The organism is Rhodococcus daqingensis, from assembly GCF_042665615.1.
GTDB classification, from domain to species: domain Bacteria; phylum Actinomycetota; class Actinomycetes; order Mycobacteriales; family Mycobacteriaceae; genus Rhodococcus_G; species Rhodococcus_G daqingensis.
Genome location: NZ_JBHTCS010000024.1, coordinates 372762 through 392270, shown reverse-complemented (window position 1 = coordinate 392270; position 19509 = coordinate 372762). Strand labels below are relative to the sequence as shown.

At 70.2% G+C, this 19509-nt stretch carries 16 protein-coding genes, 1 tRNA gene and 1 pseudogene; 11 read left to right on the top strand and 7 right to left on the bottom strand.

The window, feature by feature from the left end; all coding sequences use genetic code 11:
* Positions 1–158 precede the first annotated feature (158 nt).
* A tRNA-Leu gene (locus tag ACFQS9_RS21085) sits at positions 159–244 on the top strand.
* A gap of 81 nt (positions 245–325) precedes the next feature.
* On the opposite strand, the gene ACFQS9_RS21080 is transcribed toward ACFQS9_RS21085, so the two are convergent.
* A complete protein-coding gene (locus tag ACFQS9_RS21080; RefSeq protein WP_378408214.1) occupies positions 326–1546 on the bottom strand; it encodes a S8 family serine peptidase in 1221 nt (406 codons plus the stop codon).
* A gap of 185 nt (positions 1547–1731) precedes the next feature.
* Between ACFQS9_RS21080 and ACFQS9_RS21075 the strand changes: the two genes are divergently transcribed.
* From ACFQS9_RS21075 to ACFQS9_RS21050, 6 genes are all read left to right on the top strand, one after another.
* Positions 1732–3171, top strand: coding sequence for an SDR family NAD(P)-dependent oxidoreductase (locus ACFQS9_RS21075; protein WP_378408212.1), 1440 nt, complete (start codon positions 1732–1734; stop codon positions 3169–3171).
* An 80-nt stretch (positions 3172–3251) separates the two neighbouring features.
* Complete coding sequence (locus ACFQS9_RS21070) at positions 3252–4748, top strand: glutamate-cysteine ligase family protein (protein WP_378408210.1); 1497 nt, start codon at positions 3252–3254, stop codon at positions 4746–4748.
* A 41-nt stretch (positions 4749–4789) separates the two neighbouring features.
* Positions 4790–6031, top strand: a complete 1242-nt coding sequence (locus tag ACFQS9_RS21065) for a saccharopine dehydrogenase family protein (protein ID WP_378408208.1) — start codon at positions 4790–4792, stop codon at positions 6029–6031.
* Between the two features lie 74 nt (positions 6032–6105).
* The gene (locus ACFQS9_RS21060; RefSeq protein WP_378408206.1) at positions 6106–7446 is read left to right on the top strand and encodes a CoA transferase; all 1341 of its coding nucleotides are present in this window, start codon (positions 6106–6108) and stop codon (positions 7444–7446) included.
* A 30-nt stretch (positions 7447–7476) separates the two neighbouring features.
* A complete protein-coding gene (locus tag ACFQS9_RS21055; protein ID WP_378408205.1) occupies positions 7477–7947 on the top strand; it encodes an OsmC family protein in 471 nt (156 codons plus the stop codon).
* 14 nt (positions 7948–7961) lie between these two features.
* On the top strand, positions 7962–9029 hold the full coding sequence (locus tag ACFQS9_RS21050; RefSeq protein WP_378408203.1) for a nucleoside hydrolase: 1068 nt from the start codon (positions 7962–7964) through the stop codon (positions 9027–9029).
* A 21-nt stretch (positions 9030–9050) separates the two neighbouring features.
* Here the strand turns inward: ACFQS9_RS21050 and meaB are convergent, their stop codons facing one another.
* Genes meaB through mutA form a run of 3 tightly spaced genes read right to left on the bottom strand, consistent with a single transcriptional unit; the run spans position 9051 to position 14165 of the window.
* The gene (gene meaB, locus ACFQS9_RS21045; protein ID WP_378408201.1) at positions 9051–10046 is read right to left on the bottom strand and encodes a methylmalonyl Co-A mutase-associated GTPase MeaB; all 996 of its coding nucleotides are present in this window, start codon (positions 10044–10046) and stop codon (positions 9051–9053) included.
* Positions 10033–12285 (bottom strand): methylmalonyl-CoA mutase, encoded by a 2253-nt coding sequence (gene scpA / locus ACFQS9_RS21040; protein WP_378408199.1) that lies wholly within the window; start codon positions 12283–12285, stop codon positions 10033–10035. Before scpA ends, meaB begins: the two co-directional genes overlap by 14 nt.
* On the bottom strand, positions 12282–14165 hold the full coding sequence (gene mutA, locus ACFQS9_RS21035) for a methylmalonyl-CoA mutase small subunit (RefSeq protein ID WP_378408197.1): 1884 nt from the start codon (positions 14163–14165) through the stop codon (positions 12282–12284). Before mutA ends, scpA begins: the two co-directional genes overlap by 4 nt.
* A gap of 127 nt (positions 14166–14292) precedes the next feature.
* Here mutA and ACFQS9_RS21030 point away from each other — a divergent pair, with 127 nt between their 5' ends.
* From ACFQS9_RS21030 to ACFQS9_RS21015, 4 genes and pseudogenes are all read left to right on the top strand, one after another.
* Complete coding sequence (locus ACFQS9_RS21030) at positions 14293–15162, top strand: PaaI family thioesterase (protein ID WP_378408195.1); 870 nt, start codon at positions 14293–14295, stop codon at positions 15160–15162.
* A complete protein-coding gene (locus tag ACFQS9_RS21025) occupies positions 15143–15835 on the top strand; it encodes a TVP38/TMEM64 family protein (protein WP_378408193.1) in 693 nt (230 codons plus the stop codon). The genes ACFQS9_RS21030 and ACFQS9_RS21025 overlap by 20 nt, the downstream gene beginning before the upstream one ends.
* A 60-nt stretch (positions 15836–15895) precedes the next feature.
* Positions 15896–16477, top strand: a complete 582-nt coding sequence (locus ACFQS9_RS21020; RefSeq protein ID WP_378408191.1) for a hypothetical protein — start codon at positions 15896–15898, stop codon at positions 16475–16477.
* Positions 16474–17013, top strand: a pseudogene (locus ACFQS9_RS21015) (hypothetical protein). The gene ACFQS9_RS21020 and the pseudogene ACFQS9_RS21015 overlap by 4 nt, the downstream one beginning before the upstream one ends.
* Before the next feature lie 27 nt (positions 17014–17040).
* On the opposite strand, the gene ACFQS9_RS21010 reads toward ACFQS9_RS21015, so the two are convergent.
* Genes ACFQS9_RS21010 through ACFQS9_RS21000 form a run of 3 tightly spaced genes read right to left on the bottom strand, consistent with a single transcriptional unit; the run spans position 17041 to position 19499 of the window.
* The gene (locus tag ACFQS9_RS21010) at positions 17041–18198 is read right to left on the bottom strand and encodes an SPFH domain-containing protein (RefSeq protein WP_378408189.1); all 1158 of its coding nucleotides are present in this window, start codon (positions 18196–18198) and stop codon (positions 17041–17043) included.
* Positions 18198–18629 (bottom strand): NfeD family protein, encoded by a 432-nt coding sequence (locus ACFQS9_RS21005; RefSeq protein ID WP_378408187.1) that lies wholly within the window; start codon positions 18627–18629, stop codon positions 18198–18200. The genes ACFQS9_RS21010 and ACFQS9_RS21005 overlap by 1 nt, the downstream gene beginning before the upstream one ends.
* A gap of 54 nt (positions 18630–18683) precedes the next feature.
* On the bottom strand, positions 18684–19499 hold the full coding sequence (locus ACFQS9_RS21000; protein WP_378408333.1) for a DUF3097 domain-containing protein: 816 nt from the start codon (positions 19497–19499) through the stop codon (positions 18684–18686).
* Positions 19500–19509: the final 10 nt, after the last annotated feature.

Genomic DNA, 19509 nt, shown 5'->3' with positions numbered 1-19509 from the left:
GGCGGGGCCGTGAGTGTTCTCTGCGTCTGACACCACACTTTCCTACCACCGAACACCCCCTCCTAGCAGCGCAGACGCGCTGATTTTGGTGTGGGGCGCTGCATCAGCTAATCTTTCCCAGCACGCAGAACACGGCGGGCAAACAACAAGGTGTGCAAGCGCGAGTGGCGGAATGGCAGACGCGCTAGCTTGAGGTGCTAGTGTCCTACTAATGGACGTGGGGGTTCAAGTCCCCCCTCGCGCACTCTGAGTTGAGACAGACGAGCAAGGCCCCGGATCACGATCCGGGGCCTTTTTCGTCTACCGACATCACCTGTCCTTCACGTCATCGCCTCGCCGTCGCCGCGCCCGACTCCTCCCTGGCGTGCTCTGCCGCCGTCAACTCGCGCATCGCGAGATCCTTCGCGCAGGCGAGCAGCGAGCCGACCGCGCTGATCCTCGGGAACGAGAGCCCGGTGTGACCGACATTGTCGTGCTCGTCGTCGCCGTCGTAGATGACGGTGGCGCCGCGCACCAGCCAGCGCTTGACGTCGGCGACCGTGGGCAGCTCACCCCTGGTCCGCAGGTAGAAGGACTGCAACAGCAGCACGACCCCGGTCACGACCGGAGTCGCCTGGCTCGCCCCGAACTGAAGGGACTCACCCGTGTCGTTGAGGATGCCCGCCGAGGTCACCGGCGAACCCGGCGCGAAGATGTCCGTCGCGCACGGCCCACCGACCTTGCGGTGGAGCCGCTGCGAGAAGGGCGTCATCCGGTCGGCTGCCGTGACGAATGCCTTCGCACCGTCCCGGTAGCGGAAGCTGCCCTCGTCCGCGTCGTAGACCGACCCGACACTGATCGTCTGCCTGAAGATCGCGGGATAGCTCATCCCCTGCAATCCGCCGTGCGCGTAGTACTCGTTGCCCGCGGCGACGCAACAGCAGACGCCCTCGTCCGTCAGTTCCTGCAACAGGGCGCCGATACCGTCGCCCGGCATGTCCGTGTCGGTCGTCCGGTTGTCCGACGCGCCGAGCGCCATGCACACGGCGGAGATGCCGAGCGACGAGCGACGCTCGAGCACCCAGTCCAGTCCGTCCCGGATGTCGGCGAAGCTCCCCCCACCACCGTCGCCCAGGACCTTGACCGGGACGATCCGTGCGTTCGGTGCGACGCCCGTGTGGATCCGCGCCGCGCACGCGATGCCCGCCACGTTCGTGCCGTGACCGTTCCTGTCCTCGACGTCGGCCGGGTCGCCGGCGCCCTCGCGCGTGAAATTGCGTCCCGGAACCACCCGGCCCGCGAAATCCACATGCGTGGTACGTAATCCGGTGTCGAGCACCGCCACCGTGACACCGGAGCCGCCGACGTTGAACTCACGGCGAGCGTCCGCCGCACGGACGAGCAGATCGACCTCCGTCAGCTCCGGCAGGAACGGCCCGTCCTTCTGCACCGGCGCCTCGACTGGGACGACCGACTCGACGTGGAGCAACGAGTTCGGGCGCGTCATGTCGTCGGTCACTGCCGTCGGAAACCGGGGCGGATCCGTGGAACCACTCAACTCATTCATGATCTCGACCTTTCGGTGATCGGCATTGACTGCCGACGAATCCCCCGATACCAAAATCCTCCTCGGGCTTGTGAGCGATGTCACCACCTGTGTCGGTGGAAACTGCGATGGTCTCGACACATCCGCGGACTCGGTAGAATTCGACGTCGACCGGCACCTCGAGACCAGAACTGAGCTACCTACCGATGGCACAACCGATGACGGGCATCGATCCCGCCGACCTGGAGATCTGCCTGCGCGTCCTGTCCGAGGCCGGCAGCCTCGACGCCGACCACCCGGATTCGATGGTCCTCCAGCGCGCCAGCGGCAAGATGTTCAAGCAGCTCAAGCGGCGCCGGCGGGTCGAGGCGCGCGACGCGATCTCCGAGGCCGACCGTCAGGTCGTGGCCGCGACCGCCACCGGTTCCCCCGAGCGCATCGACGACGAGACCGCGGGCGTGCTGCTCACCTCGAACGCACCCGGCGCCAGCGCGGGGACCCTGATCCGTCCGCGGCCCTGCTACATCTGCAAGCAGCGCTACACGGTTGTCGACGCGTTCTACCACCAGCTCTGCCCCGAGTGCGCGGCCAGCAGCCACGCCAAGCGCGACGCCAGCACGGACCTGACCGGCAGGCGGGCGCTGCTGACCGGAGGCCGGGCCAAGATCGGCATGTACATCGCGCTGCGGCTGTTGCGCGACGGCGCCCACCTCACCATCACCACCCGCTTCCCCAACGACGCGATCCGCCGGTTCAAGGCGATGGAGGACAGCGGCGACTGGATCCACCGGCTCCGGGTGGTCGGTATCGACCTGCGTGATCCTGCCCAGGTGGTCTCGCTGGCCGACTCGGTGGCCGAGCAGGGCCCGCTCGACATCCTCATCAACAACGCCGCGCAGACCGTGCGGCGCTCCCCCGGGGCCTACTCCGCGCTCGCGGAGGCCGAGTCCGGTCCGCTGCCCGCGGGCGAGCTCCCGGACGTGCTGACCTTCGGCAAGACCAGCGACGCCCACCCGGCGTCGCTGGCGAGTTCGCTGCCGAACGCGGAATCGGTGGTCCATCAGGTCAGCGAGCTCGCCCTCGTGGCCGGCTCCGCCTCGCTCGATCGCATCGAGCAGGGCATCGCGATCGACGCCGGTGGCCTGGTTCCCGATCTCGCGCACACCAACAGCTGGGTCCAGACCGTCGCGGAGGTCGATCCGATCGAGCTGCTCGAGGTGCAGCTGTGCAACTCGGTCGCGCCGTTCATCCTGGTGTCCCGGCTGCGCCCGGCGATGGCGGCCGCGGCGGCCCGCCGCAAGTACGTGGTCAACGTGTCCGCGATGGAGGGCCAGTTCAGCCGCGCGTACAAGGGTGCCGGGCACCCGCACACCAACATGGCGAAGGCCGCGCTGAACATGCTGACCCGCACCAGCGCCAAGGAGATGCTCGACCAGGACGGCATCCTCATGACGGCCGTCGACACCGGTTGGATCACCGACGAGCGTCCGCATTACACCAAGGTCCGCCTCGCCGACGAGGGCTTCCACGCCCCGCTCGACCTGGTCGACGGCGCGGCCCGCGTGTACGACCCGATCGTGCAGGGTGAGCGGGGGGTCGACCTGTACGGCTGCTTCCTCAAGGACTACAAGCCCAGCCCCTGGTGACGCCGGAACCCACCGCTGCGCTGCGGGGGCCGGAGCGGGGATACTGAGTCCAGGGCGTCAGCACCGGCCGAGGAGTACCCATGGGCCACGAGGTGTCACGGCTGAAGTTCTCGCACCGGGACCGGCAGGACTTCCGCGAGAAGGTGCAGGCCTGTCTCGATGCCCTGGCCACCCTCCTCGAGAAGGCCGAGGGCGAGATCCCCAGCCCGAAGATGGGCATGGAGATCGAGCTGAACCTGGTCGACGAGAACTGCGACCCCGCCATGGTGAACGCCGCGGTGCTCGCCGACCTCGCAGGCCCGAACTATCAGTCCGAGCTCGCTCAGTTCAACATCGAGATCAATGTCGAGCCGAGGCACTTGGCGGGCGCGAATCTCGCCGCACTCGAGAACGACCTCCGTGCCTCGCTCGACCTCGCGGATGCCCGTGCCCGCGACTGCGGTGGCCGGCTCGCGATGATCGGGATCCTGCCGACCCTGCGTGAGGAGCATTTCGAGCAGAAATGGATGTCGGCCGACACCCGGTACACCGTCCTGGAAGAACAGATCCTCGCCGCCAGGGGCGAGGACATCGAGCTGAGCATCGCGGGGGTGCCGCTGCCCGGCCGCTCCAGCGCCGAACGCCTGACCACCGTCGCCCAGACGATTCTCCCCGAGGCCGCGTGCACCTCGGTCCAACTGCACCTGCAGGTGGCCCCCGGCGACTTCGCCGCGTACTGGAATGCCGCCCAGATACTGGCCGCGGCTCAGGTGGTGCTCGCCGCCAACTCGCCGTTCTTCGCGGGGCGGGCGCTGTGGAACGAGACGCGGCTCCCGCTGTTCGAGCAGGCCACCGACACCCGGCCGCGGGAGCTCAGGAATCAGGGGGTCCGCCCCCGGGTGTGGTTCGGCGAGCGCTGGATCACGTCGATCTTCGACCTGTTCGAGGAGAACTCGCGCTACTTCCCCGCGCTCCTGCCGGATTGCACGCCCGAGGACCCCATCGCAGTGGTCGCCGGCGGCGGCACGCCCGAACTCGCCGAGCTCACGATGCACAACGGAACCATCTACCGGTGGAATCGGCCGGTCTACGACCCCAGGGACGCCCGAGTGCCGCTCCGCCTGGAGAACCGGGTGCTGCCCGCCGGGCCGACCATCGTCGACACAGTCGCCAATGCCGCGTTCTACTACGGCACGCTGTGCTCGCTCGCCCGTTCCGACCGACCACTGTGGACGCAGATGCCGTTCGCCGCCGCGGAAGAGAACCTCCGGGTCGGCGCGATGAACGGCTTCGACTCCGTGCTGCAGTGGCCCGTGGTCCGCGCCGTGAGTCCACAGGATCTGGTGCAGCGCACACTGCTTCCGATGGCGGACGCGGGGCTCGACGCGCTGGGCGTCGACGCCGCACTCCGCGACAGATACCTGGGCGTGATCGAGGGCCGATGCCGCGCGGCCCGGAACGGATCGGTGTGGCAACGCGAGTATGTGTCCGCGAGGGAACGGGCCGGGCAGTCCCGCGACAGCGCGTTGCGGACCATGCTGTGCGAGTACCTGGAACGAATGCACTCGGGCGAGCCGGTACACACGTGGAGCTGGTAGCCCCCTGCTGCGTCGGCGTGTTCCGCGTAGGGTCCTGATGCATGACCCGCACTCGTGATCTCGACGTCGTCGTCTACGGCGCCACCGGTTTCGTCGGCGCACTCACCGCCGAGTACCTGGCGCGGAGCGCCCCGCGGAGCGCACGCATCGGCCTCGCCGGGCGGTCCCGGGCCAAGCTCGAGAAGGTGCGGGCGGAACTCGGCCCGGCCGCCGCGCAGTGGCCGATCATCGTCGCGAACGCCGACGATCCCGCCTCGCTGACCGCACTCGCCGCGTCCGCGCACGTGATCGTCACAACCGTCGGCCCGTACGCCAAGTACGGCGTGGACCTGGTCCGCGCCTGCGCCGAGGCCGGCACCGACTACGCCGACCTCAGCGGCGAAGTGCTCTTCGGCCGCGAGTGCATCGACAGGTTCCACGATGTCGCGGTGGCCTCGGGCGCCCGGATCGTGCATGCCTGCGGGTTCGACTCCATCCCCTCCGACCTCGGTGTCCACGTCCTGCACCAGCTGGTCGCGGCCGACGGCGAGGGCGACCTCACCGACACCACGCTGGTGGTCAGCTCGATGCGCGGCGGCATCAGCGGCGGCACCATCGATTCGATGCGCAACCTCGTCGACACCGTCAAGGGCGACAAGTCCGCGCGCCGCATCGCGGCGAGCCCGTACTCCCTGAGCCCGGACCGCACGTCCGAACCCGACCTCGGCCGACAGTCCGACGTCGAGATGCCGAAGGGATCGGACATCGCGCCCGGGCTGGGCGGGCGCACCGCGCCGTTCCTGATGGGCTCGACCAACACCCGGATCGTGCGCCGCAGCAACGCACTGCGCAAGTGGGAGTACGGACGCGCCTTCCGCTACCGCGAGGTGATGAGCGTCGGGCAGTCGGTGCTCTCGCCCGTCTTCGCCGCGGGGGTGTCCGCGGGCCTCGGCGCCCTGATGGCGGGACTCGCCTTCCCCCCGACCCGGTACGTCCTCGACCGGGTGCTCCCCAAGCCCGGCGAGGGTCCGAGCGAGAAGGCCCGCAGTACAGGACATTTCACGATGGACATCTACACGCGCACCAGCACCGGCGCCCGGTACACCTCCCGGGTGCGGGCGAAGGGCGACCCGGGCTACGCGGCCACCGCGGTCATGCTCGGCGAATCGGCGCTGGCACTTGCGCTCGACCGGGACGCCCTGCCGGACACGGCGGGCGTGTTGACGCCCGCGACGGCGATCGGCGACGCACTCGTCGACCGGCTGCGCACCGCGGGCTTCGAGATCAGCGCGCGGCGGAACTAGCGACGACGGGCGTGCCGGCGGTCGCCCGGTAGTGCCTCGAGCACGAGGCACTGGCCGCGGTATACGGTGCAGGAATGGCGTCAGCGGAGCTACTGTGCACCGACTACGAGCATGGCTGCGCGCTGCCGAGCAATCCGGGCTCGATCGAGTACCCGCCCGCCGACGGCTACCTCGCTTCCAGATTGCCGACCGCGGGCCTGGCCCTCGGGTCCGTCGGCGCGCTGGCCTCCGCGGTGAACCGCCTGCTCACCACGCGCGGGCGGGACCCACATTGGTGGACCCTCGACTCCGAACGGGTCGCCGCCTCGTTCGCGGGCGATCGGATGATGCGGATCGACGGCGATCCGGTGTCGGGATTCGCGCCGATGTCGGGGTTCTTCGCCGCATCCGACGGGTGGGTCCGGACGCACGCGAACTACCCGCACCACCGCGTCCGACTGCTGCGTGCACTCGACCTGTCGGAGGACTCCGATGCGGGCGTCCTCTCCTCCCGCATCGGAGAGTTTCCCGCGCAGGAGGTCGAGGATCGAGCCGCCGAGGCGGGTGCCGTCGCCGTGCGGGTGCGTACCGAACCCGAGTGGGCCGACCACCCACAGGGCATCGCTTCCGGTGCCGGACCGATCGTCCGGATGGACGTGAGCGCGGGCGCGACGTTCGCCGGTGCATCGCCGATCGGCGCGGATCAGTTGCGGCCGCTGGCGGGGTTGCGGGTGCTGGATCTGACGCGAGTGCTGGCCGGGCCCGTCGCGGGCAGGGCGCTGGCCTTGCTCGGCGCGCAGGTGCTGCGGATCGATCCGCCCCAGTTGCACGAGATCGACTGGCAGCACCGGGATACCGGGCAGGGCAAGCGGTCCGCGCTGCTCGACCTCGCCACCACGGAGGCCGCCGCCACCATGCACGACCTGCTGGACACCGCGGACATCCTGCTCACCGGGTACCGGCCCGGGGCCCTCGACCGGTTCGGGCTCGGCGACGACCGCCCCGGCCTGATCCGGGGCAGCGTCAGCGCCTGGGGAACCGAGGGTCCGTGGGCCCACCGCCGAGGCTTCGACTCCATCGTGCAGGCGGCCAGCGGGATCTCGCTGATCGAGGGCGGCGAGCACCCCGGTGCGCTACCCGCGCAGGCACTCGACCACGCCAGCGGATACCTGCTCGCGGCCGGGGTCGTCGATGCCGTCGCGTTGCGGGGCACCGACGGTCGCGGAAGGTCGGTGTCGGTGTCACTGGCCCGCACGGCGCGCTGGCTGCTCGACGCACCCGGTCGGGTGCACGATCCGTCGCCGCCGCGACAGCCGAGTCCCGGCGTCGCCGTGACCCACGGCGCGGTCACCGCGGCTCGACCGCCACTGCCCGGGTACGGGCAGTACCCATTTCCCGCGCACGACTGGGGCACCGATGCGCCGCACTGGTCATAAGTGACGGCCGGAACCTGAGAGGATTTGCCCGTGCGCGAACACCAGTACGGCCTCACCGTCACCTGGACCGGGAACCGGGGTGTCGGCACCGCCGATGCCCGCGCCTATGGGCGTGATCATGTGGTCTCCGACCCGGGGAAGCCGGACCTGCTGGGCAGCTCGGATCCGTCGTTCCGGGGCGACCCCGCGCGCTGGAACCCGGAGGAGCTGCTGGTTGCCTCGCTCTCGCAATGCCACATGCTCTGGTTCCTCGGCCTCGCCGCGGCCGAAGGCGTGGTCGTCACCGATTACGTCGACCGACCAACCGGGACGATGACCGAGGAGTCGAGCGGGACAGGGCAGTTCACCGAAGTGGTGCTCAGGCCGGAGGTCACCGTGCGCTCCGAGGACATGGTCCCGAAGGCGGAGGCACTGCACGCGGTGGCCCACGAGAAGTGCTTCATCGCCCGCTCGGTGAACTTTCCGGTGCACCACCGGCCCACCGCGCTCGTGGCGGCCTGATGTCGGGTGCGCAGATGTCGGGGCCAGGCGTGTCCACCGTCCCGCTGATCGTCGACGTCGACACCGGCATCGACGACTCACTCGCTCTGCTCTACCTGCTCGCCAGCCCCGAGGCGGAGATCCTCACCATCGCCAGCACCGGTGGCAACGTGCCCGTCGCCCAGGTCGCCGCGAACAATCTGGCCTGGCTGGACCTGTGCGGCGACCCCGGCATCGAGGTCACCGTCGGCTCCCCCACGCCGCTGCGGATCCCGTTGCGGACCACCGAGGACACCCATGGGCCGCAGGGCATCGGGTACGCGGTACTGCCGAACTCACCGCGCCGGCCGTCGGACCGCAGTTCCGCGCGCGCGTGGGTGGAGATCGCGCGCGAGCGTCCGGGCGAGGTCACCGGACTGGTCACGGGGCCACTCACCAACCTCGCCCTCGCGCTCCGACTCGAACCCGATCTCCCCCACCTGATCCGGCGTCTGGTCGTGATGGGCGGGGTCTTCAACCATCCCGGGAACACCACGCCGACCTGCGAATGGAACATCTTCGTCGACCCGGAGGCGGCACAGGAGGTCTTCGCGGCGTTCTCGGTGGTCCCCGCCGACCGCAGGCCGCTGATCTGCCCGCTCGACGTCACCGAGACCATCGAGATGCGGCCCGAACACCTGCGCCGGCTCGCCGAGGTCGCCGGCAGTGAACCCGCCGAGCTCATCACCGAGCAGGACCCGCCCGGCACCCGCTCGCGCACGTCCAATCCCATCGTGCGGCACCTGTCGGACGCGGTGCGCTTCTACCTCGAGTTCCATCGCGACCACGGCCAGGGCTTCCTGGCACACATGCACGACCCCTTCGCCGCGGCCCTGGCGCTGAACCCGGGCCTGGCGGTCACACGGCCGGCGACGGTGGACGTCGAACTGGCGGGCACGCTCACCCGCGGCACCACAGTCGCCGACTGGACCGGCATGTGGGGCCGCGAGCCGAACGCCGACATCGCCGTCGGCACCGACCCGGCCGCGTTCTTCGACCACCTCATCGACCGGGTGGGCGGCTTCGCCGCCCGTGCGCGGTTGACGAGTCCAGAGACTCGCTGACCGCGCACGGGCGCGCAGCGCCTATCGGTCGAACGCGTCCAGGATCTGGTGGGCGGCCAGCGCCGCCGTGAGCGAGCCATCGCGGACCCGCTGCTCGACCTCACCCCGGATCGCCTTCACCTCGGGGTCGGTGTCGAGCCGGCGCAACAGCTGGTCGTGGACCATCGACCACGTCCAGTCGACCTGCTGCTGATGCCGCTTGGCCTCGAGTTCGCCCGCGTCGCCGAGCACCTTGCGGTGCCGCAGCACCTCGTCCCAGAACTTGTCGACACCGTTGTTCTCGAGCGCGCTCATGGTCAGCACCGGCGGCTTCCACAGCGCGTCGTGCGGGTAGATCAACCGCAACGCCCCGGCCAGCTCGCGCGCCGCGACCCTGGCCTCGGCCTCGTGCTTGCCGTCGGCCTTGTTGACGGTGACGATGTCGGCGAGCTCGAGCACGCCCTTTTTGATGCCCTGCAACTGGTCGCCGGTGCGAGCGAGCGTCAGGAAGGTGAACGTGTCCACCATGTTCGCGACGGTCACCTCGGACTGCCCGACGCCGACGGTCTCGACGAGGATCACGTCGTAGCCGGCGGCCTCGATCAGCACCATCGTCTCGCGGGTCGCCTTCGCCACGCCGCCGAGCGTGCCCGACGTCGGGGACGGCCGGATGAACGCGTTCGGCTCGACCGACAGGTTCTGCATCCGGGTCTTGTCGCCGAGGATCGAGCCGCCGGTCCGGGTGGACGACGGGTCGACCGCCAGCACCGCGACCTTGTGCCCCAACGAGATCAGGTACATCCCGAGGGCCTCGATGGTCGTCGACTTACCGACCCCGGGAACCCCGGTGATACCGACGCGGATCGCGCCGCCCGCATGCGGGAGCAGGCGCAGCAGCAGCTGCTGCGCCTGCTCCCGATGATCCGTTCGGGTGGACTCGACCAGGGTGATCGCCTTCGCGATCTCCCCTCGCCTGCCTGCCAGTACCGCGTCGCCGAGTGCGGTCAGATCCAGGGGTGGACGGCTAGTCGGCGGCAACCGAATCGTGTCCCAACTGTTCCCCGAGCTTGTGCAGCAGGCCGATGGCGGCATCGGCCAGCACGGTGCCGGGCGGGAAGATCGCCGCGGCACCGGCCTGGTACAGCTCCTCGAAGTCGCCGGGCGGGATGACGCCGCCGACCACGACCATGATGTCGGGGCGGCCCACCGCGGCGAGCGCCTCCCGCAGCGCCGGCACCAGGGTGAGGTGTCCGGCGGCGAGGGAGGAGACACCGACGATGTGCACGTCGGCGTCGGCCGCCTGCTGGGCGACCTCCTCGGGGGTCTGGAACAGCGGTCCCACGTCGACGTCGAACCCGAGGTCCGCGAAGCCGGTGGCGATCACCTTCTGCCCTCGGTCGTGTCCGTCCTGACCCATCTTCGCGACGAGGATGCGCGGACGACGGCCCTCGGCCTCCGCGAATGCCTCGACGAGTTCCGTTGCGCTGCTGATGTTCTCCGACTTTCCGGCCTCGTCCCGGTACACCCCGCTGATGGTCCGGATCTCGGCCTGGTGACGCCCGTACACCTTCTCCAGTGCGTCGGAGATCTCCCCGACGGTGGCCTTGGCGCGTGCCGCGTTCACGGCGAGCGCGAGCAGGTTGTTGCCCATGCCGCCCTCGGTGGAGCCGGCCGCGCGGGTCAGCTCGGCCAGCGCGGCCTGGGTGGCCGCCTCGTCCCGGTCCGCCCGCAGCTGCTCCAGCTTCGCGAGCTGCTCGGCACGCACCTTGGTGTTGTCGACCTTGAGCACCTCGATGCTGTCCGGCTCGTCCGGCACGTACTTGTTGACGCCGATCAGTGGCTGACGGCCGGAGTCGATGCGGGCCTGGGTGCGGGCCGCGGCCTCCTCGATGCGCAGCTTCGGGATGCCCTCACCGATGGCCTGCGCCATGCCGCCGGCCTCCTCGACCTCGGCGATGTGCGCCCGCGCCCGGTTGGCCAGCTCGTTGGTGAGCCACTCGACGTAGTGCGAGCCGCCCCACGGGTCGATCGGCCGGGTGGTGCCGGATTCCTGCTGCAGCAGCAGCTGGGTGTTGCGCGCGATGCGGGCCGAGAAGTCGGTCGGCAGCGCGATCGCCTCGTCGAGCGCGTTGGTGTGCAGCGACTGGGTGTGGCCCTGCGTCGCCGCCATCGCCTCGACGCAGGTGCGCGCGACGTTGTTGAACACGTCCTGCGCGGTCAGCGACCAGCCGGAGGTCTGCGAGTGGGTGCGCAGCGACAACGACTTGCTGCTCTGGGGCTCGAACTTCGCGACCAGCTCGCTCCACAGCAATCGGCCCGCACGCAGCTTGGCGACCTCCATGAAGAAGTTCATGCCGATCGCCCAGAAGAACGAGAGCCTCGGCGCGAACTTGTCGATGTCCATGCCCGCGTCGAGTCCGGCCCGGATGTACTCCACGCCGTCGGCGAGGGTGTACGCCAGCTCCAGGTCGGCGGTCGCTCCGGCCTCCTGGATGTGGTAGCCCGAGATGGAGATCGAGTTGAACTTCGGCATCTCCGCGCTGGTGTACGCGAAGATGTCGGAGATGATCCGCATCGACGGCTTCGGCGGGTAGATGTAGGTGTTGCGGACCATGAACTCCTTCAGAATGTCGTTCTGAATGGTTCCGGCCAGCTGGTCGGGCGTGACGCCCTGCTCCTCCGCGGCGACGACGTACAGCGCCAGGATGGGCAGCACCGCACCGTTCATGGTCATCGACACCGAGACCTGGGACAGGTCGATGCCGTCGAAGAGCTGGCGCATGTCGAGGATCGAGTCGATCGCGACACCGGCCATGCCGACGTCACCCTGGACACGCGGGTGGTCGGAGTCGTAGCCGCGGTGCGTCGCGAGGTCGAAGGCGACCGACAGGCCCTTCTGCCCGGACGCGAGGTTGCGCCGGTAGAAGGCGTTGGACTCGGCGGCGGTGGAGAAGCCGGCGTACTGCCGGATGGTCCACGGCTGGTTGACGTACATCGTCGGGTACGGCCCGCGCAGGAACGGCGCGGCACCCGGGAAGCTGTCGAGCGGGTAGCCCGACGCCTCGGCCGCGTCCCGGTCGGCCTTGGTGTAGACGGGCTTGACGTCGATGCCCTCGGGCGTCGACCACACCACCTGGTCGGCCGCATAGTTGTTCGCCTTGGCGGCTTCCTCGATGTGCGCGGCGACCTCGGCCTCCGTCGGCGCGGACGGCGCCGGGAAATCGGGGTCGGTCAGCGGCACGTCGGCGAAGCTGCCGATCACGTGCTTGATGCTCATTTCGCTCCCAGGGTGTCGAGCAGACCGGTCAGCGCCGACACTGCGTCAATACGAGCGGTCAGGAACCCGTCCGGCCGGTCCGCGCCCTGCGCGTCCGCGAACGTCTTCTCCGGGCCTGCCAGCAGGACGGTCTCGATGCCGGCGGCACGCAGCGCGTCGACCGCGGGCACCCCGTCGATTCCGTATCGCTTGTCCGTGCCGCACAGGACCGCGATGGTGGTCTCCGACTCACGCACGATCCCGGACACGGTCGCCAGGTCGAGGGTGCCGGGATTGACCGCCTCGATGCCGCCGGAGGCGAGCAAGTTCGCGGCAAAGGTGGTGCGGCCGTTGTGCTCCGCGACCGGGCCGAGCGCCGCGAGCAGCACCTTGGGCCGGTGACCGCGTTCGGCGAGGAACCGGTCCGAGCGGTCCCGCAGCGCCTCGAACGCCGCGGCATAGCGGGCGACGCCGGCGAGTGGCGACTGCGCGTTCGGCGGCAGCGGCTTCTCGTCGAGGTTCGGGAACTCGTTGACACCGGTCACCGCGGTCTTGCGGTGCGCGATGTCGGACTCCCGGGTGGCGCGGGTGACCGCGACCCGGTCAGCGATCAGCCCCGATTCGAGGGCGGCCGCGTAGCCACCGTCGGCCTCGATCTGCTGGAAGAACTCCCACGCGCCGGCCGCGATGGCCCCGGTGAGATCCTCGACGTACCAGGATCCGGCTCCGGGATCGAGCACCCGACCGAGGTGGGACTCCTCGAGCAGCAGCAGCTGGGTGTTGCGGGCGATGCGGGCCGCGAACGACTTCGACGTCTCCAGCGTGCCCTCGGGCACCGCGACATCGAAGGGCAGCACGGTCACCGCATCGGCGCCGCCGACGCCCGCGCCGAACGCCGCGAGCGTGGTGCGGAGCATGTTCACCCACGGGTCGCGCTGGGTCATCATCGCGGCGGAGGTGACGGCGTGCTGGGGCGCACCGCCGAACTCGGACGCGCCGCAGACCTGCGCGATGCGGGCCCACAGCTGCCGTGCCGCACGGAGCTTCGCGATCGTCTGGAACTGGTCGTCGGTGGCGGAGAACCGGAACTCCACCTGCCCCAACGCCGCCGAGATCGTGATGCCGGCGGCGGTCAGCGAACGGAGGTACTCCAGCCCGGCCGCGATGGCCGCACCGAGCTCCTCGGCGTCGCTCGCACCCGCGTCGTGGAAGACCGTGCCGTCGACGGTGATCGCGCGGACCGTCTCGGACCGCCCCGTCGCGATCCGCGCCAGCGCGACCGCGGTCTCGGCGTCGACGTCACGCCGACCCGAGAAACCACTGGTCAGCGGCGCGGCACCGAAGCTGACGGCGACCGACGAACGTTCCGTCACGCCGTCGCCCGCGGCCGCACGCTCGTCGAGCAGCGCGAGCACGGCCTCCGCGGCCGCCGCCGTCTCGACGCCCGCGTCGAGGGTCAGCGGCGCCAGGTCGAGCAGCACCCCGTCCAGGGCCCGCGCGACGGACGCGGCGGGCAGGTTGTCGCCGCCCGCCCGGAGCCAGATCGCGCTGATGCCGTTCTCGAGCCCGTCCAGGATCGCCTGGTTGACGGCCTTCGGATCCGCTTGTCCGGCACCGAAACTGGCGCTGACGAGCCATCCGCGGTTGACGTCGCGGTGGGCGTCGCGGCCTCGGACAAAGGGGAACACGCCGGGCAGCGCGGTCTCGGGTGTCTCGTCGCGCCGGGTGTACAGGGGCGCGACGGTCACTCCGTCGTAGGTGGTGGTGTCGAGCAGCCGTTCCGGCTCGGCGGGCATGTCAGCCACGTCGACCTTGCGGGCCTTCGCCAGCACCGCGGCCACAGCCTTCTGCCACTTCGCGTAGTCGCGGGCAGCGTCCTCGGCCTGTGAAGCGTGTGACACAGGAGCTTGTGACACGGTGTCTGCTTCCTCTCCATATTCGGACACAGTCATTGTTTTTCTGTGATGCTAGCCGCACCGTTTCGACCACTATCGCCTGGATCACCTACCCTTCGGTAACCTCCGAGCAATGAGCATTGCGAACGTCCGGACGGGCGCCGAGCGGACCACGCCACAGGCACTGTTCCGGGTCAGCCCGCCGACCCGCGCCGGCGAGGTGAACCGGATGACGATGGACCTGGGCGCTCCCGAACCGCACGGCAGGACCGCCGCGCTCGGGGTGCTGCTCGACGACTGCCTCGGCTTCACGATGTACGAGCGGCGCGGCGATCGGGCGGGGCTGGTCAGCGCCGACCTGTCCGTCGATTTCGTCCGGCCGACCGGCTGGACCGGGCTGCGCCTGACCGCCGAGGGCAGGCTCGAGACCCGCGGCGAGGACGGCGCGATGGGTTCGGTGCGGGTCTTCGACGCGGCAGGCGAGCTGGTCGCCACCGGCACCGCCTGGGGCAACTTCATCGACGGCGTCGAGCAGTCCCGCGACGACCGCCCGCGCGCACCCTCCGACGAGTCCGTGCCGACGTCGACGACGCCGCTGGAGGCGATCGGCGGCACCCTCGAGCGGACCGACCGCGGGGCGCGGCTCACCGTGCCGCCGAACCGGTCGCTCGCGAACGCGCTCGGCGTCATGCACGGCGGCGTGCAGGCGTGCGCGTACGACCTGGCGGGCAACGCGGCCGCCGCGGGAACGGCGGGCACCTTCGACACCAGTTCCCTGCGGATCAACTTCTTCCGCACGGTGCCGCTCGACCGCCCTGCCGTCTTCGAGGCCGAGGTGCTGCGCGCCGGGCGGCGGGTGGTGGTGACCCGCGTCACGTGCACCGACGCCGACGGGCGCGAATGTGGGGTCGCGACCGTCACCTGCCGCCGCGCTGCCCCGGGTGACCCCGTGCGCCCCGCCGACGCGGGTATCCTCGGCGAACGTGACCAGGCGCCTTCGTGATCCGAAGCTGATCGCTGCGCTACTGGTCGCCGCGGCCCTGCTGGTCGCCGCGCTGCTCGTCCCGCACCCGTCTCTCGACCAGATCCGGGAGTGGGCGCGTTCCGTCGGCCCCGCGTTCCCGCTGGTGTTCTTCGCGGCGCACGCCCTGATCACGGTGGCCCCGGTGCCGCGCACCTTCTTCACCCTCAGCGCGGGCGTGCTGTTCGGCGCCGCGACCGGGATCCTGATCGCCGTGGCGGCCACCACCGTCAGCGCCGTGCTGGCGCTGCTGCTCGTGCGCGCCGTCGGGCGCGATGCATTCGCCGCGCGGATGACCCACCCGGCGATCCGGTCCATCGACGACCGGCTCGCCCGCCGGGGCTGGCTTGCCGTCGGTTCACTGCGACTGATCGCGCCGGTCCCGTTCTCGGTGATCAACTACTGCAGCGGCGTCTCGTCCGTGCGGCTCCTGCCGTACCTGCTCGCCACCCTGGCCGGAGTGCTGCCCGGCACCGTCGGTGTCGTGGTGCTCGGCAACGCGATCGGCGGCGATACCAACCCGGCGCTCCTCGCCCTCTCCGGGATCTGCATCGCCGTCGGCGTGGCCGGGCTGGTCGTGGACGCCCGGATGGGGGTGCCGACCGCGAACGACGGGGCCGACATTCAGGCCGGCGACGTCAAGACCGCAGACTAGACCGCGAACAGTCAAGTGCCAATCCTTGACTTCCACATATCCAGTTTCTAACCTTGACCAATGTTCGTCACGACGGTCGACCAGCGGGGCAGCCGCCGCGATGTCGACCGCGTCGCCCCCCTGCTGCGGGAGTTCGCCGACGCACCGCTGCTACGCCCCCTCGAGCGCACCGCGGGTGACGAGGTACAGGGCGTGGCCGACCGCGCCGACCTGGTCGTCGACCTCGCACTCGAGCTCGCGATCCGAGGGCACTGGAGCATCGGGATCGGCATCGGTCCCGTCGAGACTCCCCTGCCCGCCAGCACCCGCGCCGGCCGGGGACCTGCCTTCGAGGCCGCCCGGGACGCCGTCGACCGAGCCAAGAACTTGCCCGGCTCGATCGCCGTCACCGGACCGGACCCCGCTGCCGCCGCCGACGCGGAGGCGGCCCTGATGCTGGTGTCCCTGTTGATCTCGCGACGCTCCGAGCAGGGCAGGGACGCCGTGACCGCGATGCGGGAGGGGCTCACCCAGGCCCAGGCCGCGGAACGGCTCGGCATCAGCAAACAGGCCATCTCGCAGCGGTTGGCCGTGGCCGGTTGGCAGGCGGAATGCGCCGGACGCACCCTCGCCCGGCGACTGCTCCAGGAGGCGGCCCGATGACCACCCTTGCCCTGGTCCTGCTCGGCCTCGCCGCCGTGTCGCCCGTGGTGCTCGCCGGCGGCCGCATCCGGATGTGGATCAGTCCGACCGTCGCGATCCTCGCGCTCGGCGGAGCCGCGTTGGCGGCCGCGGCCACCAGGCCGGTCACGGGATTCGCGCTGGGCGCCACCCTGGTGCTCGCCGTGCTCGCCGCCGCCACCGGCGGGGCGCCGTTGGTACGCGCGGCATTTCGCATCGCCAAGCGCCAGGAGGGCGCCGGGCCGACGCCCGACACGACGATGCCCGCTCATCGCATCCTCAGCGAGGGCCCACTGCGCGGGGGCCGGATCATCGGCGTCCTCTAGCGCAGCGCGGTCGCGGCGTCGATCCTGGCCGGCTGGCCGGAGGGCCTCGCCATCGTTCTCGCGGTCAAGGGCCTGGCACGCTACCCGGAGCTACGCGAACCCCATGCGTCCGAGCAGTTCATCCTCGGCACCTTCACCAGCGTGCTCTGGTCGGTCGCGGTGTGCGGGGTCGCCAAGGCACTCATCACCTGAGCGCCTGCCACCCCGGACACCGATCGCCTAAGCGGGCGGCAGCACACCGGGATCCGGCGCCTCCAACTGGTGCTCGGGCACCAGCGAGGTGTCGACGGGTTGGCGCGCAACGGCTTCCGCCGCCGCCACCGCCCTCGCGACGGCCGGGTCCGACTTCGTCTCGAACCAGTCGGCGACCTCTGCCGAATCGTCCTCCGGCTTGGGCAGGTCCTCCTGGGCCTGGCTGGGCTCGTACCGGAACACGCCGTCCTCGCCGGGCGCGCCCAGCCTCCGGGCGAACCCCTTGAGCGCGTCGCCGAAGTCGCTCGGCACCAACCACACCTTGTTCGCGTCGCCCTGTGCCATCTGAGGAAGTGTCTGAAGATATTGGTAGGCAAGAAGTTCCGGCGTCGGCTTGCCGGCCTTGATGGCCGCGAACACCTTCTCGATCGCCTTCGCCTGACCCTGCGCCTGCAGGTACTTCGCGGCCCGTTCACCCTGCGCGCGCAGGATGCGGGACTGCCGCTCGCCCTCCGCGCTGAGGATCGACGCCTGCTTGGCGCCCTCGGCCGCGAGGATCCGCGACTGCTTGTCGCCCTCCGCGGTCTTGATGGCGGATTCGCGGTGACCCTCGGCGGTGAGGATCATCGCCCGCTTCTCGCGATCGGCCTTCATCTGCTTCTCCATCGACTCCTGGATCGACGGCGGCGGATCGATGCTCTTGAGCTCGACGCGGGCGACCCGCAGTCCCCAGCGCCCGGTGGCCTCGTCCAGCACGCCGCGGAGCTGTCCGTTGATCGAATCGCGCGAGGTCAGCGTCTCCTCGAGGGTCATGCCGCCGACCACATTGCGCAGGGTCGTGGTGGTCAACTGCTCGACGCCGACGATGTAGTTGTTGATCTCGTACACGGCGGCCTGGGGGTTGGTCACCTGGAAGTAGACGACGGTGTCGATGTTCAGGGTCAGGTTGTCCTGGGTGATCACCGGCTGGGGCGGGAAGGACACCACCCGCTCGCGCAGGTCGACCTTGGCCCGGATCTTGTCGACGAACGGCACCAGGAAGGTGAGCTGACCGGACACCGTCTTCACGTACCGGCCGAGCCGCTCGATGACGGCCGCCTCCGCCTGCGGGACCAGGGCGACCGACTTGGCCACCACGATCACCACCAGCACCACGATCACGGCCAGAACAATCAATGCGGCCATTACGGTCCCCTCCATACGACGGCGGTCGCGCCGTCGATCTCCATCACGGTCACGGTCGTTCCCGGCGGGTACACCTCGGACCTGTCGAGCGGGCGCGCGGTCCAGACCTCGCCGTCGAGCTTGATCTGGCCCGCGTGCTCGGCGACCTCCTCGAGCACCAGCGCCTGCTTACCCGGCAGGGCCTCGACGTTCGTGGGAAGCAGCGGTGGCTTCGCGAAGCGGCGCAGCAGGGCCGGCCGGACCCCGAGGACCAGGGCGAGCGAGACCACCCCGAACACCACCGCGTCGATCCACACCGGCCAGTCGGTAACCGCACTGACCCCGGCGGCGGCGAGCGCGCCGCCGGCCAACATCAGCAGGAAGAAGTCCCCCGACAACACCTCGGCCGCGGCCAGCAATACTCCCGCTATCAGCCAGATGAGTGCTGCCACAACACCATCTAACCAGAGTTCGCCCGAACTGCGGCCCGCATGACAACCACGGGATCAGTCCACGGCGGTGACGAAGTCGACCAACCGCTCGACCGCGCCGATCAGCGGCGCCTCCAGGTCCCGGAAACTGGACACCGCGCCGTAGACGCGACGCCACCCGTCCTGCGGGGTCCCCCAGCCCAGTTCACGGCAGATGCCCGTCTTCCAGTCCTGTCCGCGCGGGATCTTCGGCCAGGCGGCGATGCCGACCGACTTGGGCCGAACCGCCTCCCACACGTCGATGTACGGGTGCCCGGTGACCAGCACGTGTGGACCGACGTTCTGCGTCATCCGGGACTCCTTCGAGCCCTCGACCAGGTGGTCGGCCAGCACCCCGACCCTGCGACCCGGACCGGGCACGAACTCGGCCAGCCGGTCCGCGAGGTTGTCGAGTCCCTCCAGGTGCTCGACGACGACGCCCTCGACGCGCAGGTCGTGTCCCCAGACCCGTTCGACGAGGGCCGCGTCGTGGATCCCCTCCACCCAGATCCGGCTCGGCAGGGCGGTACGCGCCTTCAAGCCCTCGACCCTGGTCGACCCCGACGCGGACCGCGTGGCCGCGGCGGGCTTCTTCGCCGCGGTCGGGCGCACCAGCGTCACCGGCTTGCCGTCGATCAGGAATGCCGCCTCACGCATGGCGAACAGCCTGGTCTGGCGCCGGGAATCCTCGAGCCGGACGTAGTCGCCGTCGTACGTCTTCTCCATGCCGACCACCGCGCCGCAGTAACCGGTGGCCGAGTCCTCGACGACCAGCCCCTTGTCCGCCGGGACCTTCGGGTACTCCGGCCGTCGGCTACGGGTGTGGCCGGAGAAGATGTTTCCGCCGTACATGTCGCGTGCG

Excerpts from the sequence above, each read along its gene's own strand:
- scpA (WP_378408199.1), bottom strand. The coding sequence starts at position 12,285 with ATGAGCATCAAGCACGTGATCGGCAGCTTCGCCGACGTGCCGCTGACC.
- ACFQS9_RS21030 (WP_378408195.1), top strand. The coding sequence starts at position 14,293 with ATGAGCATTGCGAACGTCCGGACGGGCGCCGAGCGGACCACGCCACAG.
- ACFQS9_RS21050 (WP_378408203.1), top strand. The coding sequence starts at position 7,962 with ATGTCGGGGCCAGGCGTGTCCACCGTCCCGCTGATCGTCGACGTCGAC.
- ACFQS9_RS21020 (WP_378408191.1), top strand. The coding sequence starts at position 15,896 with ATGTTCGTCACGACGGTCGACCAGCGGGGCAGCCGCCGCGATGTCGAC.
- ACFQS9_RS21080 (WP_378408214.1), bottom strand. The coding sequence starts at position 1,546 with ATGAATGAGTTGAGTGGTTCCACGGATCCGCCCCGGTTTCCGACGGCA.
- ACFQS9_RS21000 (WP_378408333.1), bottom strand. The coding sequence starts at position 19,499 with ATGTACGGCGGAAACATCTTCTCCGGCCACACCCGTAGCCGACGGCCG.
- ACFQS9_RS21075 (WP_378408212.1), top strand. The coding sequence starts at position 1,732 with ATGGCACAACCGATGACGGGCATCGATCCCGCCGACCTGGAGATCTGC.
- ACFQS9_RS21010 (WP_378408189.1), bottom strand. The coding sequence starts at position 18,198 with ATGGCCGCATTGATTGTTCTGGCCGTGATCGTGGTGCTGGTGGTGATC.
- ACFQS9_RS21070 (WP_378408210.1), top strand. The coding sequence starts at position 3,252 with ATGGGCCACGAGGTGTCACGGCTGAAGTTCTCGCACCGGGACCGGCAG.
- ACFQS9_RS21060 (WP_378408206.1), top strand. The coding sequence starts at position 6,106 with ATGGCGTCAGCGGAGCTACTGTGCACCGACTACGAGCATGGCTGCGCG.
- ACFQS9_RS21065 (WP_378408208.1), top strand. The coding sequence starts at position 4,790 with ATGACCCGCACTCGTGATCTCGACGTCGTCGTCTACGGCGCCACCGGT.